The sequence below is a fragment of the Lentzea miocenica genome, from assembly GCF_033949945.1.
Lineage (GTDB): Bacteria > Actinomycetota > Actinomycetes > Mycobacteriales > Pseudonocardiaceae > Lentzea > Lentzea miocenica.
This window is the reverse complement of sequence record NZ_JAXAVW010000059.1, coordinates 1-17,192: the sequence shown is the minus strand read 5'-3', so window position 1 is coordinate 17,192 and position 17,192 is coordinate 1. Positions and strand designations below refer to the sequence as shown.

Below are 17,192 nucleotides of genomic sequence, written 5' to 3'. Positions count from 1 at the left end.
CTCCTTGGCTACGGGAAGAGCCGTTCCTGGGTTTGCGGGTTGTCGCGCTGCAGCACTGCCGCACCTGCGACGGCCGGGTGGTCGAGCGCGAACACGTCCAAGCCGCGGTTGATGTCGTTGGCGTAGATGAAGCCGTTGTGCCAGTAGGTGGACCACGTGTTGGCCGCGATCGGGTCGCCCGCGCGGTAGAAGCCGATCTCCACCGGGTTCGTCGGGTCCGTCAGGTCCGCGACCGTCGTGCCACCGGTGTAAGCGGCAGACACGAGGATGTCGCGATCGATGCCGGGCACGTAGTTGAAGTTGTGCATGGTGCACACGCCGTTCTCGAAGCGTGGCAGCTTGTAGTGACCCAGCTCAGCTCCGGAAGCGACGTCATAGGTCCACACCGCACCCTTCGTCGGCGGATCCTCCGCACGGCAACGCGGAATCACGCCGCCACCGGCCTCGTCACCGAACGTCACGCGTTTGCCGTCCCACGTGAACTGCGCCGAGTGCCACGCCTGCACCTGCGGCGTGGTCAGCGTGCGCAGCACCTTGGGATGAGCCCGATCGCTGATGTCCCAGATTTGACCGACGCTCAGGCACGCGGCAGCCGCGAGGTTCAGCGGTGTCAGCACCGTGATGTCGTGGCAGCCTGTGGTGGGCTGCAGAGCCGGGTTGGCGAACTCGAGTCGTGCCGGGTCGAACACCGTCACGCCCGTGGTCGGCGGGGTGGAGACGACCTGGGCCTTCTCCGGGTTCTGCAGCGGTACGTGGACCACTGAGATCTTGCCGTGGAACTGCTGACAGTTCGGGCCCATTGACGTGGTCGTCACCGCATACGACGAAACGTAGACGAACAGGCTGCCCTTGCCCGCAGGCGCAAGCGTGTGGGTGTGCGAGCCGCAGTCGGTGCGCACAGAGGCGATGTGCTTGATGTTGGCGGGATCGCGGACGTCGAAGATCCGCACGCCCTCCCACGCTGCCGGGTTGGTCGCCGGCGTGTTGACGCTGTCGCACTCAGGCCTGCTCTGCGGCGTGTCTACCGAGGAGAACAGCAGTCCGTTGTAGACCGACACGTCGCCCTGCCCGCCATTGCACGGCTTGAAGGCCACCTGCTGCACGGCCGCGGGGTTCGAGATGTCGATGACGCGGAAGCCGCTGAAGGTGCCCGCGTAGGCGTAGTTCCCTTCGAACGCCAGGTCGGACTGGGTCGCGGCGTCCACTTTGGGCAGGCTGTCCAGCAGGGTCATGTTCGCACTGTGCAGGTCGGGCGCACCACCACCGGTCGGCGGATGGGTCCCGCCGTCTTCCGGGTCGTGCGCGCTGGCCGTTGCTGGGATCACCAGCGCACCGGCAACGAGGAGAGCGACGGTGGTCAGCCGCCGTAGTCGGTTCACAGCAGGCCACTCCCTTCGGGGCAAGGGGCAGCGTCGTGCCGCCCCTGTGAGGAGTAATCGACGCGAGCCCCAACAGTGTGACCCGAGTCACCCCAATGGCCTACTATCTTGCTTCGAACATTTTTGTGCGCACGACAGTTGTTCTTGGTTATCAGATCAACTCGTCGCGCGGCGATGACGCACGGCCACCTACGGTCACCGAGACGGGATCAGGTGACCGGGCGAAGGCCCGCGAACGTGACCGCGACAAGCCGACGAACGGCAGCCCCGGAAGGCAGGGTGCCAGCTGCAGCAAGCGCGTGAACGCAATACGCAGCGAGTTCCACAGGTGCCACGTCCACTCTGACCTCACCGGCCGCCGCGGCCTCGGCCAGCAGGTCGCGAATCATGTGAGCAACCCGCTCCTGCGCGTGGCCGACTTGCTCGTCGCGATGGAGGAGTGCCACGAGGTCGGTGTCGAAGTGGCCGTGCGAGCCGTGCGAGATGGCAGCGAACGCCTCGAGAACTGCCTTGAGGCGCCGGGCGGGTCCGACCGCCTGGTCGCGAACCTCGGTCAGACAGGCGAGGTGGTGGGCGATCTGCTCGGCGTGCCAGGTGCGCAAGATCGTCTCGACGTCAGGGAAGTACTTGTAGAGCGTCGCGCGTCCGATGCCGGCCTGCTCCGCGATCTGCGACATCGTCACGTCCAGCAGGCCACGCTCAGCTACCAGCGCCGCGGTGGCGGCCAGGATCGCGTGCCGCACCTCTCGACGGTGCGTCTCGATCGTCTCGTTCCACAGCTTCGGCACGCGCCCATCCTACGGGATCGAGACACTGCGTCTTGATAAATACACAGTGTCTCGTAAACTGCCGGACATGGCTGACACACCGCGTTGGGTGAAGATCATGGGCATCGTCATTGCCGTGGTGATCGTTCTGTTCCTCGTAGCGCTCGCTCTCCCCATCGAGCACGGCCCAGGAATGCACAGGTGAAGCCCCGCCTGCGCAAGCTCGCCCTGACCGCGCACATCGCGTCCTCGGTGGGCTGGTTCGGCGCCGTACTCACGTTTCTGGCCATGGCGATCGTCGGAGTGACCAATCAGGACGATCGCGTTGTGCGTGCCGCGAACCTGATCGCGGAGCCGGTGGTCTGGTACGTGGTTCTGCCGTTCGCGGTCGCGTCACTGCTGACCGGACTGGTCTCGTCGCTCGGCTCCGCGTGGGGCCTGTTCCGGCACTACTGGGTGATCTTCAAGCTGGTGCTGAACGTGTTCGCCACCGTGGTGCTGCTCATCTACACACGAACGGTGGACCAGTTCGCAGCGGTCGCGGCTGATCCGGCTTCCGACCTGGCACCGCTGCGCTCGCCGACGTTCGCGGTGCATGCCGGTGGAGCGCTCGTGGTGCTGGTCGTGGCGATGGTGCTCGCCGTCTACAAGCCGCGCGGCGTGACCGGCCTCAGGATCTGAGTGCGGCTGACGTTCAAGTTAGGAGCTGACTCGCCGGCCAGGCATACTTCCGGTCTGCGGAAGGATGTGAGCGATGCGCGGACTGGGTGAGCTGGAAGCAGCGGTGATGGACGTGCTGTGGCACGCCAGGGAGCCGCTCAGGGTGCGTCAGGTGCTGGAACGGCTGGACACCGGCAAGCAACTCGCCTACACCACCGTGCTCACCGTGCTGGACAACCTGTACCGCAAGGACTGGGTCTCCCGCGAGATGGAGGGCAAGGCCTACTGGTACCAGCCCATGATCAGCCGCGTCGAAGCCGCGACGAACGCCGTGCGCGACGTGCTCGTCGCCTCGGGTGATCCCGAGGCCGCGCTGCTGCATTTCGCACAGTCCGCGACCACCGAGGAGTCGGCGGTGCTGCGCCGGGCGTTCCGCAGGAAAGCCGCCGGAAAATGACTGTCGCGCTGGCGCTGCTGCTCGGGTCCGTCACGATGGGCTGGCTGGCACCACACCTGCTGCGGCGGCTCAGCGACCCGGTGGTCGCCGTCGTCGCCTGGCTCACCTCGATCGCCGCGGTCATGACGACCTCCGCCGTGGCCATGGTGCTGCTCCTGCTACCCGAGCACGGCCTCGCCGCCCTCGACACCCTGCACCACTGCTGGGAGTCGGTGCGCCACGGCACCACACCCACGATCGAAGTGATCAGCGGCCTCACCGGCGGCGCCCTGCTGACCGCTCTGCTCATTCGGTTCGCGATCGTTGGTGCACGCAGCGCTCGACAACGAGCCCACGCCCGCGAGGAACACCGCTCGGTGCTGCGCCTCGCCGGACGACGTGAACCCGGAGCGCATCCAACGGTGTGGCTCGACCACGACCGGCCTCTCGCGTTCAGCCTCCCCGGCAAACCCGGTCTTGTGGTCGCCACGGAAGGACTCCACCGCCACCTGACCCCTGAAGAGGTCGATGCCGTCCTCGACCACGAGCGAGCACACCTCAACGGACGCCATCACCTGCTGGTCGCCGCCGCGGACGCCGTAGCCGCCGCACTGCCGATCCTGCCCCTGTTCAAGCGCGCGGCGAGCTCGATCCGTGAGCTCGTCGAGATGTCCGCCGACCTGGCAGCAGCGCGCATCCACGGCGCAGACACCGTCCGTGCCGCACTCTTGCGGGTGTCGTGCCACGGCGCTCCCGACTCGGCACTCGCGATGAGCAGGGACGCGCTGGACGTCCGCCTGGACCGTCTGCAGTGGCGCCGGCGGATTCCGAACCGCACGCGCAGGCTGCTCTCCAGCGGAATCGCGAGCATCACCGCCATGGCACTGCCCGTCGTCACCGCGTCCGCGGCGATGTTCGCGCTGATGCTGCTGACCTGTTCGTCGAGCTGATGTTCACCGACGCCGGCAAGCCGACCGCCGCGCCGGTGAAGCCGGCGAGCACGACCGCACCGGCCCACAGCGACACCGGCCAGCGCAGCGCATCCGCCATCGCGAGTCCGGCCAGCTGATCGCTCCACACCAACACCGGCATGCCACCGGCGACCGGGCTCGACGCGGACGTGACGTCGCAGAACGTCAGCTTCCGAACGACCGTCCGGGCATACTCCTCTGTGCGGCTAGTGTGGTGCCCGCATCTGTCACTGCTGGTACTCGACGACGAGGATGGTCAGGGTGGAAAGACCGGCGTGGGCGGGCCCCGAGATCGACGCGGACCGGCCGAGTGCGGCCCGGATCTACGACGCGCATCTGGGCGGATTTCACAACTTCCAGGCCGACAGGGATGCCGCGGCGAAGATCGTGGCGTTCATGCCGGAGCTGCCGGACATCATGCGGGCCAACCGGTCGTTCCTGCGCCGCGCGGTCCGCTACCTCGTCGGCCAGGGCATCACGCAGTTCCTCGACCTCGGCTCGGGCATCCCTACGGTGGGCAACGTGCACGAGATCGCCTGGAAGGCGAACCCCGACTGCCGGATCGTCTACGTCGACGTCGATCCGGTCGCCGTCTCGCACAGCCGCACGATCCTCCGCGGCATCGACCACGCCACGGCGATCCAGGGCGACCTGCGCCGGCCGCAGGAGATCCTGTCCAACCCCGAAGTCCAGCGGCTTCTGGACTTCGGGCAACCGATCGCGGTGCTGATGTTCGCGGTGCTGCACTTCGTGCCGGACACGGACGACCCCGTCGGCATCATCCGCTCCTACCTCGACGCGACAGTGCCTGGCAGTTACCTGGCCATTTCGCACGCCAGCCTGGAGGGGCCTGAGCCGGAGAAGGCGGAGGAGGCCACGGAGCAGTTCCGGCGCAGCGTCACCGAGTTCTCGATGCGCACGCGTTCCGAGATCACCGGTTTGTTCGACGGACTGGAACTCGTCGATCCGGGCGTGGTCTACCTGCCGGAATGGCAGCCTGACCCCGGAGACGAGATCGGCGACCCGAGGCGCACCTCCACGTTCGCCGGCGTGGCTCGCACACTCCGCTGAGCGTTCGCTGGCGGCGACGAACCGGAAAAGCTCATGACGCGGAGACGACGGATGCCGCACCGCGCTGTCAACGAGCCGGCGGTTCGGTCAGCGGACCGCGCCTGAGGCGAGGCGGCATTGACCAGTCGGTGCGCACTTGCTCGTTGGCTTGGGCCACGTTGCCGCCTGCGTTGATCCCCGTGTCACGATCGAGAATGCCGCCGTGTTCGGCTGCGGGGAGCTGCCACCAGCCCGAGCAACCGTTGACGCACGGGTGATCGACCTGACTGAGTGCCCATTGGCCGTCAGGACCGGCCATGGGCTGCTGCCAGGTCATGGTGCCCTTGCCGTCGCACAGTTCACACTCAGGTTCCGGCGGCATGTGAGCATGATGCCACCTTCAACTTGCACGAACACTTGAATACGCCCGAATGGGTTAACGCAGCGCGCTGCGACGCTCCTGCGCCGCCCAAGTTCCTTCGGCTGGCGCCCGCCGAGGCCTGACCAGTTGAGCGGAAGCGCTGACCGGGTCGCCCGCAACCAGCCAAGGGAACAACCACTCAGGACCGACTGGATCCCGTTGCCCGCAAAGCTCGACACAGGGAACTCGATCACCAGGGTCAGACTGCGCACAGCTCCGTCCCCAGCGTCGTCGACCTTGCGGCGGTCGAGCTCGACTGTTGACGACACAACTCAGCACGACCGCGAGGAAGATGCGGCTTCCGCGCCTTGGCCATACGGTCACGCAGGCCCAGTGCCCGCAAGCGGACAGGCGGAGCCATGACGTCAAGCCCGCTGTTCGTCGTCGACCGGAAGTCAGTTCACGGCAAAGTGATCTTGAGGGCAGCCAGCGAGATCGACGGCAGCACAACACAACTGCTCGACGCCACCACAGACGCGATCAAGAGCGCCTCAACAGTGGTTGTCATCGACCTGACCGACGTCACGTTCATCGGCTCGACCGGATTGAACAAGCTGCTCGCCGCGACAGACGATTGCCGCGCTCGTGAGGATCCGGCGAGCCCTGTCGACGTAGACCTCGCCGGAGCGACTCAGGTCCAGCCGCGATGACAGCCCACTTCGGACTCCGGCTCGTGGACGGACTGAGCATCGGCTGGGGCGTACTGCCGCGGGACAACGGCAAAGTCGTCTGGGCAGAGGTAGCCCGAACAGGACCTGTCTCGTTCTTGCACACTCCCGCACCACGAGGTTGATCACACGCGACTGCTCAGCGGCGTCACTGGCCCGAGCGGCCTGGACAACGGAGATGAATCCCTGGGAAGTCTCCCGAGGAGTGGGTTCGGAAATGTTCGGGTACTGATGGAATGCCGTGTCAGCGCGTGCACGCACGGTAGGCCGGCGGTCCCGGCCGGTGCCGGGGCGGGACGTTGAGCAAACCAGCTACCGCCGCCGGCCCGGTTGCGGATGCCGCGCCCGCCACAAGGTGATCCGCGGCCGTGTCTTTGGCCGGCGCGCGTCGAACGAGCAACCAGCCCCGTCCTCGACGCCACAACCCCCTGCTCAGAGGCGGCGGGCCGACCGCCAGGCGGTGGAGTACATGCCGCCGTCGTCGAGCAGGGAGGTACCGCCGACGTCACCCATCGTGGGACCGTTGATGCGTTCCCTGCTGGAGATGAAGCGATGTCTGCCGCGGTCGTCGATGCCGAGGTAGATCCCGACGTGATCGAGCGTCTCGGGGTCGTCCTCCACCTCGAAGAACACCAGATCACCCGGCTGCAGCGCGGCGTAGTCGGTGGCGCGGCGACGTTCGTTGGTGACGAGTTGGACGCCGGGCCCGAACTCGGAGATCGCGAAGGCGCGGCGCGGCAGGCCAGGTCCGGCGGTGTTCGTGTTGAGCAGCGGCATGCCGAGGCGGTAGCCGAACACCAGGCGGACGTAGCCGGAACAGTCGACAGCGCCGTAGCGGCCGCGGTCCGGTTCACCGGTGGGGCCGTTGGCGAACGTCCACGGCAGACCGAGGTAGTCGTTGAAGTCCGACTGTTCCTGCCTGCCCGCGCCGGACGCCTTCACCGGGCCGAACGACGCGTCGCCCCTGAAGCGGACGCCTTTGGCGTCCTTCTCATCGGGCGCGTCGATCGTGTATTGGGTGGCGATCTCCAGCACGTCGGGGGTGGTGTCCTGGCGGGCTGCGCGGAACCACTCGGCGAACCAGCCCGCCTTCTCCGCGCCTGCCGCCCACGGCTGTGGCAACAACCGCACCCACGCGGAGGTGTTGACCGTCGCCGCCGTCGCCTTCGGCTCGCTGAACGTCCGGCGCGAGCCGTTGATCAGCGCGCTCCGCGCGTCGTCGGTGAACGTGGCGACAACAGAGCCGTCGCGGTCGCGCACGATCGTTCTCGCAGGGCTGTTGACCCGCTCGTAGATCAGTTCCGGCACTCCCTGCGTGCTGACCTGCTCCACGGCGGACGGCACCGGATCGGTGGACTCCTGCGGCCAGAACACGACGACGCCGGCGAGGAGCGCGAGGACGGCGACGCCCGCCCCGACCAGCATGCCTTTGCGTTTCATCGGCACCTCCATCACACCGTGGGAACCAGGCCCACCAGGACTCCGCTCGCCAGCACGCCATAGCCTGCGGCGCTGACGACACCAGTGGCGATCATCGTGACCACCGGCGGCTGCCGCACCAGCTGGTAGGCGATCAGGCCGGGCACCACGAAGCCGAGTGTCTGGTGGGCGAACAGCAGCGGGTAGTCGCTCTGGATGAGCAGGAACAAGGTCGACTGCAACAGCACGCCGGTGAGCACGACGGCGGCGAACAGGCGCTTGCCGTAAAGGATGACGACGCGCTGCAGCAACTTGACCGCCCCGAACGTCACACCGCTCATCACGGCGACGAGCAGCGCGCGGCGGTAGTCCTCGACGAGCGTCAGCGCCAGCCATCCCGGCGTGATCATGCCGCCGGGGGACAGATTGGTCGTCAGGTAGCAGGCCAGCGAGAACACCAGGCCGATGGCGAGGCCGAGCGTCGCCACCTCGGGAAGGAGAAGCGAACCGTTAGTCATGGGTGTTCCCTGGTCTGGGCGCTGCGCGCCCCTGGGTCTGAGGGCGCTGCGACTGCGCACGCTGCGGCCTGTGGGGTCGGCGCGGCTGGTCGAAGAGGTGTCCGCGGATGGGCGTGTGGCGGTCGGCCGGGGGTGGCGTGGCCTGCCTGCGAGGCGGAGGAGCCGACGGGATCGGCCTGCGGGTCTCGTGGCGTTGTTCGACGGCTTCAGGCTCGTCGAGCTCGTCCACTGCGTGCAGCAGGGCCTCGCCCTGACCGTGGATGTTGCCGATCGCGACGAGCGAGACGGTGTCGTCCACGTCAGCGAGGATCGAGTCGAGCAGTTCACCGGCGGCGCGCGCACCGCCCAGGTCGTTGACCCGGTCCTGCCAGTCGTCGGCGATGCTGAGTCGCGCGCTGCGGGTCGGCTCGCCGATCAGGACGACGCGGTCGGGGTCGATCCTCGCGACCAGCTCGCCCATCTGCCGGTTTCGCTCGACGCGGTCCGGGCGGCAGTTGATCACAACGTGCAGTGGCCGCGCGATCGTGCCTTGTTCCAGCAGACGCTCGACGTTCATCAGCGTCGATTCGGGGTCGTTGGCCGCGAAGACGTTCGCGAGCTTGATCTGCTTTCCGTCTCGCGTCCGGGTCTGCACGGAGAGCACGCCGGGATCCGGCGGCGCGGCCCACATGCCCGCCAGCGCCAGCTGCCGGTTCACGCCGAGAAGTTCGGCCACTGCCAGCGCGATCGCGACGTTCTCCTTGAACGTGACCCAGGAGAACCCTGCCATCTCCTCGTCGGTGACCGACTCGGGATCGACGGCGATCAGCTCGCAGTTCCGCTTCGCCGCCTCCTGCTCGAGGATCGCCAGCCGGTCGCGCTCGGCGGTCACGCACACCCCGCCTACCGGCATGGACCGGCTCAACGACCGCGCGACGTCGTCGAGCGTCGGCCCCATCTCGGCGAGGTGGTCCTCCCGCACGTTGCACAGCACGCCGATCGTGGACCGGATCAGCTTGCTCTGGTTGATCTCCTGCAGGTCTGGCATCACAGCCATGCACTCGATCACCAGCGCATCGGAGCGGTAGGCGGCGGCGCGGCGCACGATGCCGATCTGCTCGACGACGTTCGCGATTCCCCACTTGCGGTACACCGGCTCCTCGCTGCCGTCCGGGTGGATGAACCTGGCGGCCGTGCCAGTCGTCTTCGCCGTCGTGACCAGGCCACCACCGCGCAACGCACCCGCGCACAGCCGGGTGATCGAGCTCTTGCCGCGAATACCGTTGACCAGCACTCGGTGCTCGATCTTGGAGAGCTCGCCGATGTGCCCTCGCTGCTCGATGATGCCCGCGATCAGAAGTCCGGCGGTGAGCGCCACGAACACCACGTAGAGGTAAGTCACGGGCGTCTGCCTGCTCTGGCCGGAGCGCGCCTGCGCGGTGCCGGTGCCGGAACCGGCTCCATCAGCATCGTCTTCTCGGTCGCGGCGCCACTCGGGCGGCGGACGTCGCCCAGCCGGTCCGGCCCCTGCACGACGGCCTGCCTGCAGATTTCCAGGCAGCTCGCGATCGTGCCGATCTCGTCGTGGCGCTGCGGGTAGATCACCGATTTCCGGTCACCCGCCACGAGGTTGTTTGCGGCCCGTGCGACCCTGCGCAGCGGCCCCAGCACGGTGAACAGCATCCAGCCGTACCCGAAGAGGGTGACGAGTGAGGCGACCAGCGCGAGCAGCTGTGCGTAGCGGCGGGTGTCGTTCTCGGGCAGAGCGAGCTCGCTGCCCGGCTTCTCGGTGGTGACGGTCCAGCCCAGCCGCCCGACGGAACCGCCGAGCACCGCGGCCGACGCCACGATCGCCGGCCCCTTGGAGCCCTGATGGATCTCAGCGACAGCGTTTCCGTTCTGCGCGAGTTCCGCGTTGCGCCTCAAGCTCTCCGCGGTGACCTGCTCGAAGGCGACAAAGCCGTCGGTGGCACTGATCGTGCGGAAGTCGGCGTCGACGACCCTGGCGTGGCCGGGCACCTGGTTCAGCAGGACCCGGAGGTGGTCCAGGTCGAACTCGCCGATCAGCGTCGTGCCGTCGACGGGCAGCGGTACCTCGGCGAAGATCACCGGCACGCGGCCGGACTGGTTCTGCTGCCGCAGACCCGCGTTGCGCGCCGGGCTCTCGGTGGTGCGCAACGGCGGGCGCCCGATCACCTCACCGGTGGCCGCTCCCGTGCGGTCCACCAGGTACAGACTGCGGTATCGGGTCTGGCTGGCCAGCAGCTCCCGCAACGAGGTGCGCAGTGCCTCGGCCGCTTTGCCGTCCTCGTTGCCGGTGCCGTCGGCGAGTGTCTCGAGGTCCGCCAGACCGTCGTTGACGCTGCGCCGCAACGCCTCGGTCGCCTTGCCGGTCTGCACCCGCATGCTCGCCACCACGGCGGCCGGGATCTCCACCTGCGAAGTGCGGTAGGCGATGAGCATCCAGGTCGACCAGCCGAACATCGACAGAGCGACCACGAGGCACACGATCCGGACGCTGGTTCCTCCGGCCTTTCGCTCGGGCTGCGGATCGTCGTCGCCGTTCAACCGGTCCTGGCACGCCCTGCCTGCCGCGACGATCCGCGCCACCTCGGCGGTCCGGCTGGAGCGGATGTCGGTGTCGAGCCGTCCGGCGGCAACGCTGAGCAGGTCGGCCCGCACCGCGACCACCGGCTTGGTCATGTACCGGCGCACCACGAGGAACCCGAGCAGTGCCAGCGCGGCCAGGACGGCAGCGGGGACGATGCCCGAGCCGGTGGTGTCGGTGCCGGCCAGCGGCCCGTCCGAGACGGCGACGACCGCCAGGTCCAGGCTTTCCGGGCTGCTCGACGGCGTCACCCGCGCGTAGGCCAGCGTCGGCTGCACCTGCGCCCCGGCGGCGCCGAGCACGAAGCCCGGCTCACCGGACGCGGCCTTGCCCGCGCCCACGACCAGCGCCTCGGTATCCGCGTCCCGGCCCTGCGCGAGCGGGCCGTTCGCGGCCAGCACCTTGCCGGACAGCGTCGTGAGCAGGAACGACTGCCGCAACGCCTGGTCGGGGTCGGCGTCGGGCAGGCGGATCGCCGTCGTCGCGGCGAGCAGCTGGCCGTTCGGCAGCGGCGACACCGCGATCAGCACGAGTTCGCCGTTGGCGGCGACCGTCGACGCGACCGTCGGGGCCGTGACACTCGCCGGAACCGCCTGGACCGGCACCGGTTCGCCGCGGGTGGCGACCAGGGTGCGGGACTGCTCGGCGAGTACGGACACACCACGCCACTTCTTGTTGCGCATGAGCGCATCGAGCATCGGCTCGGTACCGCCGGTCACGCCGGAGGAGACAGTGCGCAGATCGCTCAGACTCTGGTTGGCGGTCGCACCGATCGCACGCGCGGTACCGACCGCGATCTCCTGCTGTGACTCGATGAACGCCCGCGGGACCTCGCGGCCGTCCCGCGAGTCCAGCAGCACGACCGTCGCCGCGGCGAGGCCGAGGAAGAGCACGAGCAGCACCACCGGCAACGGCCGGACAGCGAACCCGGACTCGGGCAGTTGTGCGGCCAGTCGTCTGGCCGGTCCATCACGTCGTGCAGCGGTCTCATCAACGCTTGGTGCAGTCTTGTGGCGCGCCACGGAATCGGTCCACCCTCACGTCACAGGCACGCCCCCCGACTGCCATGCCCCCCAGGTCCTGGAATCTCCTAGATTGTGCACTAATGCCCGATGCATCTATCACCCATACGGGCGAAACTGGGGATCGAGTGAGTGAAACGGACTACACCAAGTGACGCCTTCTCGCCCAAGGTCGGGTTACTTGTGGATCTTGCTGGCGGTCGCCGCAGCCCTCGCCGGAGCAGTCGTCATCGCGATGCCGGGGCAGGACGAGGAGCCTGCGGCCCCGCTCCGCACCGCGACAGTCAAAGAGCGGGTTCAGCAGTTCTCCGCCGCCCTGCGCGAAGACGCCGCGTACCGGCCTCCCAGCGAAGACGAGCGGCGGAAGTTCGTCGACGCACTCACCACTCTGAGCGCGGGACAGCCGGACGACGTGCCGCGGACGACAGGTGCGTTGCAGCAGCTCGGCATGAGCGTCGAGCAGGGCACCGACAGCCAGACCGGTCGCGCCTACGTGCTGGTCGCGAGCGAACCGAACGCCGAACGTGGCTGGGGTCTCTACGTGATAGATCTCTCCCGGCCGGCGCGGCTGGCGGTGCAGGTGCCACACCCGGCGAACGACCTGCGCACCGACGAGATCGGGCTGGAGCTGTTCCGCAGGGTCCCAGGCACCGTGCTGGCAGTCTCGGGTACGCACCGCGCCGTCTCGAACGGTGCGGGTGACGCCGCGCACAGGACCGACTCGATGTTTCACACGCTGGCCGTGAAGCACTCGGATCTCGGGCTGCCGCAGGTGCAGTTGCACGGGTTCGGCGACAACAGCCTCTCGTCCGCGGACGTCGTGGTCTCGTCCGGCGCGGGCTCCGCCGTGACGGCGCACCGTCGCATCGCCGACGGCCTGGACCGCGTGCTGCGGGTCTGCCGGGCGTGGTCGCGCGACTGCGGTGAGCTGGAGGGCAGGCGCAACAAGCAGGGAGGTGTGGCCGCCGAGCGTGGTGTGCCGTTCGTCCACCTGGAGACCAGCAGAACCGTGCGGGACGATGCCGAACGGTGGCAGGAGATCGTCAAAGTCGCCGCTGAGGCTCTCGGCGACGACTGAGGTTCACCCGATCGGGTTATGCTCCCGGCTGCCCGACGGATCGCACTGGGGAGTGGGTCGGGCGACCCATGTGATCATTCCGAAAGGTTCTGTCGTGCGCTTCGTCCTGCGTCTGAGACGTCGGTGGCCGTTCATCGCGGTGCCCCTGGTCGCTGTTCTCACCGCCGGCGCGGTGGTCTACGCGGTGTCCGATCCCGATTGCACGGACTGCCTGCGACCGGCGGGCGGCGGCAGCATCACCACCGCGCTCAAGGTGACCGGCGAGACCGGCGAACCCCTTGCCGACGCGACCGTCACGCTGCACGCTCCCCTGGACAAGCCGGTGAAGCTGACGACCGGCGACGACGGCGTCGCCGAGGCGCCAGACCTGATGGGCCCCGCCGTGGCCGTCGTCGAGGCCGACGGCCACCTGCCAGAGCCGGTGCCACTGGGTTGGTCGGACTCGGGCAAGCAGGTCGAGATCAAGATGATCGCCCGCAAGGCCAACCGGTTCGCGGTGCACTCGGCTGGTGACGTGATGTTCGGCAGGCGCTACGCCGCACCCACCCAGGAGGAGTCGAGCGGCCGCGCCGAGCCGCTCATCCCGGACGGCGACGCCGCAGCGGGCGCGGAGAACGTGGTGGCGGCGATCGCGCCCGCCTTCGCCGCCGCGGACTTCCGCACGGTGAACGTCGAGACCGTGCTCAGCGACAAGCCTGCCGATGCCGCCTATCCGGGCAAGAGGTACATCCTGAAGTCGGCCGCGCAGACCGCCGCCGGACTGCGCAAGCTCTCCACCGATCTCGCGGTCCTGGCCAACAACCACTCCCGTGACCTGCTCGACGCCGGTGTCGCCGACACCCGCGCCGCGCTGTCCAGGGCGGGCATCGCGATGGTGGGCGCGGGCGCGAACGCCGAGGAGGCCGCCGCTGCGCACCACCGCGACGGGATGAGCGTGCTGGCCTACACCAGCGTCGAGGGCTCGTTCGTCAACGAGAGCTTCCCCGCGGCCGGCGTACGTCAGCCAGCCGACGTCTCGCCGAAGGACCAGTGGCAGTACCAGACCCGCAGCTGGGGCTTCCCCGCCGCGGGCATCCCAGTGCAGCAGCGCCGCATCCGCGAGGCCTGGGAACGGTTCTCCGCCGCCGAATCAAAGTCGGCACCGGAGCAGGTGGCGGCGATGTGGGCGTCGTTGTCCGAGGTGTACCCGGAGATGCAGGACTGGGTCGCGCGCCGCGGCCACGGCGGCGCGGCGGTCTGGGACGACAAAACCTCTGTCGACCAGATCCGCGCGGCCGCCGAGAAGAGCCCGCTGGTGATGGTGCAGATGCACGCCGGGTTCCAGTTCCAGGAAGCCGCGTCGGACAACATCCGCGAGATCGCGCGCAAGGCAGTCGACGCGGGTGCGGACATCGTCGTGGCGCACCACCCACACGTGTTGCAGGGCATGGAGTGGTACAAGGGCAAGCTCATCGCCTACAGCCTGGGCAACTTCGTGTTCGAGCAGAACTTCCTCGCGAGCTTCGCGAGCGCGTTCCTGCGCACCGTGTGGGAAGGCGACCAGCTCGTCGAGGCCAGGCTGTACCCGCTGGAACTGGTGGACTACAAGCCTGTTCCGGTCACCGACTCCGCGGCCCGGCGCGTCCTGGGGAGCATCTGGGAACGCAGCCTGTTACCGCTCGAGTCCTACCGCGCCGACTCCGGTGACATCCGCACGAAACCGAAGAACAACGACAAGTCCTCCACATCCGTCTCGATGGTGCTCGAACGACACACTGCGCGACTCACTGCCGCCACAGCGCAAGACTCCCCGCACAATCAGGAGATCAAGCCGCGCGAACTCGCCGACCTGCCCGTCCCCGCCGGGGCGCTGGTGAAACCAGGCGAGGCGCGCGGCCTCGAGGTCGGCCGGGACTTGTACGGGTGGGGCCACTTCGAGGACGAGACAGCCGACGCCCAGGTCAGCGAAGCGGTGCACTGGAGCGTCAACAGCAAGCGCGAGGGCGTCCGGTCCGGCACCGCCTCGCACGGCCTTCGCAGCCTGCACCTGGAGGCGAAGGACGGCAACGCCGTGCAGACCCGTCCGATCGCACGGATTCCGTTGCCACGCCACCGCGCCTACGAGGAGAAACGCGGCAAGCCGGCCCCGGCTGACCCAGTGCCCTCGTACTCGTTCACCGCCAACGTGCGGCGCTCCACATCGGCTGTCCCCGAACTGCGCGTCGACGTCTATCACTTCGACGACAGCAACCCGGCCGAAGACCCGTCATCAGAGGTCGTCGCCACCTACACGAAGCCAGTCGACGTGCCCGCCGACGGCAAGTGGCACCGCGTGGTCATCGACATCCCGGTGTCCGAACTGGACAGCGGCCCCGGGCAAGGCAACATGATCATGCCTTACCTCAAACTCGGCGCGCCGGCTTCGTCCAGCCAGACCGCGTGGGCCGAAGTCGACGAGCTGCGGTTCTTCGAGTGGCGGGAAGCAACCGATGCCACGGTGAAGGCGTTCGGCTCCTACGGATGGGTTCGCAACCGCACCGACGTGTCACTCACGCTGCCGTACGCGGTGCGCGAGCAGTAACCTCGCTCACCACCTGGTCCGGCATGGACGCCGAGCAGGTGTGGCAGTCCAGGCTACCGTCCGTCGGCGGCTACCCGCCCGGTCGCGTTGCCGTCCCGGCGGGTACCGGAGGCCGGATCACCGGAGTGTTGGAGATCTGCTGGTCCGCCAACGCAGAACCGCAGCCGCTGAGCGTGCGGAAGCAGGTGGAGGCGCTGGCGGAACTGTGCGCCGCCACCCTCGACGTCACCGGGCCCGCCGCCCACGTCACCTCGGCGCCGTCCGAACTCGCCGACCTCGCCGGCGGCCTGCTCGATCCGGCACTCGTGCTGGGTCCTGAGATCTCACCGGACGGCGTGCTGGCCGACTTCCGGGTGCATCACGTCAACAACCGGTTCGTGGACATCGCCGGCAGACCGCGCACTGCGGTGGCAGGCAAGTTGCTGCTGGAGGCCTATCCGCTGGCCGCGGCGGACGGCAACCTGTTCGACAAGATCGAACACGTGCACGCGACCGGTGAGCCGTTCCGCGCCGAGCACATGACCCTGGCGGCGCTGGTGGACGAAGTGCCGTTGACCGTGACCGCCAGCGTGAGCATCACCCGCCTCGGTGTGCTGGTGCTGGTCGTGTGGCGGCTGCAGGACGAGGCGGGTCGTCTGGCGAACCTGCCGCAGCACGCGCAACGCCTCGGCCGCATCGGAGGTTTCGAGGAAGACCCGCACAGCGGCAAGGTCATCTGGACCGGTCAGCTGTACGCGCTCTACGGTCTCCAGCCCGGAGCGGATCCCCTGCCCCTGACTGACATCACGGAACACGCTCACCCTGACGACGTCTCCTCGCTCCGAGGGTTCCTCCGCAAGATCGAGCACCACCACCGGCCCGCATCGGCGGCCTTCCGGCTGCAGCGCATCGACGGCGGCACCCTGGCACGTCCGCGTGATCGCCGAACCGGTGGTCGACTCCCAAGGCGCATTGCTCTCGATCCGCGGGGCCCACCAAGACGTTTCGGCACAGCACTGGACCGAGGTCGCGTTGTCAGCGGCACAGGACCAACTCGCCATCACCTCGCTGGAAGCAGCTGAACGCAACAAGCTCATGCTGCAGCTGCAGCAGGTGATCATGCCGCCCGCGCATCCCACGATCGACGCGTTCGGGCTGCGGATCGCCGTGCGCTACCTGCCCGCCGCGCAGGAAGAACTGGTCGGCGGCATGACCGGCCACGGCATCCAGGGCGCCACCGGAATGGTGGCCCTCCGAAACGCACTGCGGGGTCTCGCCGCCACCGGCGCCGGACCCGCTCAGCTCCTGCAGTGGCTCAACCTCATGGCGCACAACCTCACCGACAACATCATCGCGACCGCGATCTGCGGCCTGTACGACCCGCAGACCCGCGTACTGCGCTGGGCCCGAGCCTGACACCTGCCTCCGGTCCTGATCAGGAACCGCACCGGCGAACTGCTACCGATGCTGCGCGGCATCTTGCTCGGAGCCCTCGCCGAGGCGTCCTACGAAGAAGCCGAGATGCGGCTGGAACCAGGCGACATCCTGGTGCTCTACACCGACGGTCTGATCGAACGCAGGGACGTGGCGCTGGACGAGTGCCTGGACCACCTGTGCGCAGCGGTGACCGATCCCCCAACCGATCTGGAGGAGCTGCTCGACCACCTGCTCGCCAAC

15 protein-coding genes and 1 pseudogene are annotated in these 17,192 nt (G+C 68.3%); 9 read left to right on the top strand and 7 right to left on the bottom strand.

The genetic code is table 11. The annotated features are described in order from the left end of the window. Positions 1-8 precede the first annotated feature (8 nt). Together SK803_RS44090 and SK803_RS44085 are read right to left on the bottom strand one after the other, a co-directional pair. Positions 9-1,379, bottom strand: a complete 1,371-nt coding sequence (locus tag SK803_RS44090) for an LVIVD repeat-containing protein (RefSeq protein WP_319972218.1) — start codon at positions 1,377-1,379, stop codon at positions 9-11. A 209-nt stretch (positions 1,380-1,588) separates the two neighbouring features. Further along, positions 1,589-2,167 carry a TetR/AcrR family transcriptional regulator gene (locus SK803_RS44085; RefSeq protein WP_319972217.1) on the bottom strand — a complete coding sequence of 193 codons (579 nt, stop codon included), beginning with the start codon at positions 2,165-2,167 and terminating at the stop codon, positions 1,589-1,591. Positions 2,168-2,347: 180 nt separating this feature from the next. Here SK803_RS44085 and SK803_RS44080 point away from each other — a divergent pair, with 180 nt between their 5' ends. The 4 genes from SK803_RS44080 to SK803_RS44065 all read left to right on the top strand — a co-directional run bounded on the left by SK803_RS44080 (position 2,348) and on the right by SK803_RS44065 (position 5,284). Beyond that, on the top strand, positions 2,348-2,827 hold the full coding sequence (locus SK803_RS44080) for a DUF2269 domain-containing protein (RefSeq protein ID WP_319972216.1): 480 nt from the start codon (positions 2,348-2,350) through the stop codon (positions 2,825-2,827). Between the two features lie 73 nt (positions 2,828-2,900). Next, the gene (locus SK803_RS44075; protein ID WP_319972215.1) at positions 2,901-3,263 is read left to right on the top strand and encodes a BlaI/MecI/CopY family transcriptional regulator; all 363 of its coding nucleotides are present in this window, start codon (positions 2,901-2,903) and stop codon (positions 3,261-3,263) included. Beyond that, the gene (locus tag SK803_RS44070; protein WP_319972214.1) at positions 3,260-4,192 is read left to right on the top strand and encodes a M56 family metallopeptidase; all 933 of its coding nucleotides are present in this window, start codon (positions 3,260-3,262) and stop codon (positions 4,190-4,192) included. The genes SK803_RS44075 and SK803_RS44070 overlap by 4 nt, the downstream gene beginning before the upstream one ends. Before the next feature lie 273 nt (positions 4,193-4,465). Beyond that, positions 4,466-5,284: an SAM-dependent methyltransferase gene (locus SK803_RS44065; protein WP_319972213.1), complete on the top strand. Its 819-nt coding sequence runs from the start codon at positions 4,466-4,468 to the stop codon at positions 5,282-5,284. A 67-nt stretch (positions 5,285-5,351) separates the two neighbouring features. Here the strand turns inward: SK803_RS44065 and SK803_RS44060 are convergent, their stop codons facing one another. After that, positions 5,352-5,645, bottom strand: coding sequence for a hypothetical protein (locus tag SK803_RS44060; protein WP_319972212.1), 294 nt, complete (start codon positions 5,643-5,645; stop codon positions 5,352-5,354). Between the two features lie 398 nt (positions 5,646-6,043). Here SK803_RS44060 and SK803_RS44055 point away from each other — a divergent pair, with 398 nt between their 5' ends. After that, complete coding sequence (locus tag SK803_RS44055) at positions 6,044-6,334, top strand: STAS domain-containing protein (RefSeq protein WP_319972211.1); 291 nt, start codon at positions 6,044-6,046, stop codon at positions 6,332-6,334. Positions 6,335-6,784: 450 nt separating this feature from the next. On the opposite strand, the gene SK803_RS44050 is transcribed toward SK803_RS44055, so the two are convergent. Genes SK803_RS44050 through SK803_RS44035 form a run of 4 tightly spaced genes read right to left on the bottom strand, consistent with a single transcriptional unit; the run spans position 6,785 to position 11,898 of the window. Then, positions 6,785-7,792: a C40 family peptidase gene (locus SK803_RS44050; protein ID WP_319972210.1), complete on the bottom strand. Its 1,008-nt coding sequence runs from the start codon at positions 7,790-7,792 to the stop codon at positions 6,785-6,787. Positions 7,793-7,803: 11 nt separating this feature from the next. Then, positions 7,804-8,289, bottom strand: a complete 486-nt coding sequence (locus SK803_RS44045; RefSeq protein ID WP_319972209.1) for a poly-gamma-glutamate biosynthesis protein PgsC/CapC — start codon at positions 8,287-8,289, stop codon at positions 7,804-7,806. Then, the gene (gene pgsB / locus SK803_RS44040; protein ID WP_319972208.1) at positions 8,282-9,670 is read right to left on the bottom strand and encodes a poly-gamma-glutamate synthase PgsB; all 1,389 of its coding nucleotides are present in this window, start codon (positions 9,668-9,670) and stop codon (positions 8,282-8,284) included. The genes SK803_RS44045 and pgsB overlap by 8 nt, the downstream gene beginning before the upstream one ends. Next, the gene (locus tag SK803_RS44035; RefSeq protein WP_319972207.1) at positions 9,667-11,898 is read right to left on the bottom strand and encodes a HAMP domain-containing protein; all 2,232 of its coding nucleotides are present in this window, start codon (positions 11,896-11,898) and stop codon (positions 9,667-9,669) included. The genes pgsB and SK803_RS44035 overlap by 4 nt, the downstream gene beginning before the upstream one ends. Positions 11,899-12,079: 181 nt before the next feature. Between SK803_RS44035 and SK803_RS44030 the strand changes: the two genes are divergently transcribed. The 4 genes and pseudogenes from SK803_RS44030 to SK803_RS44015 form a co-directional block, all read left to right on the top strand. Continuing rightward, positions 12,080-12,976, top strand: coding sequence for a hypothetical protein (locus tag SK803_RS44030; protein ID WP_319972206.1), 897 nt, complete (start codon positions 12,080-12,082; stop codon positions 12,974-12,976). A gap of 94 nt (positions 12,977-13,070) precedes the next feature. Then, positions 13,071-15,536, top strand: a complete 2,466-nt coding sequence (locus SK803_RS44025) for a CapA family protein (protein WP_319972205.1) — start codon at positions 13,071-13,073, stop codon at positions 15,534-15,536. 23 nt (positions 15,537-15,559) lie between these two features. Continuing rightward, complete coding sequence (locus tag SK803_RS44020; protein ID WP_319972204.1) at positions 15,560-16,597, top strand: hypothetical protein; 1,038 nt, start codon at positions 15,560-15,562, stop codon at positions 16,595-16,597. A 13-nt stretch (positions 16,598-16,610) separates the two neighbouring features. Further along, positions 16,611-17,192, top strand: a pseudogene (locus SK803_RS44015) (PP2C family protein-serine/threonine phosphatase); the annotation flags it as partial.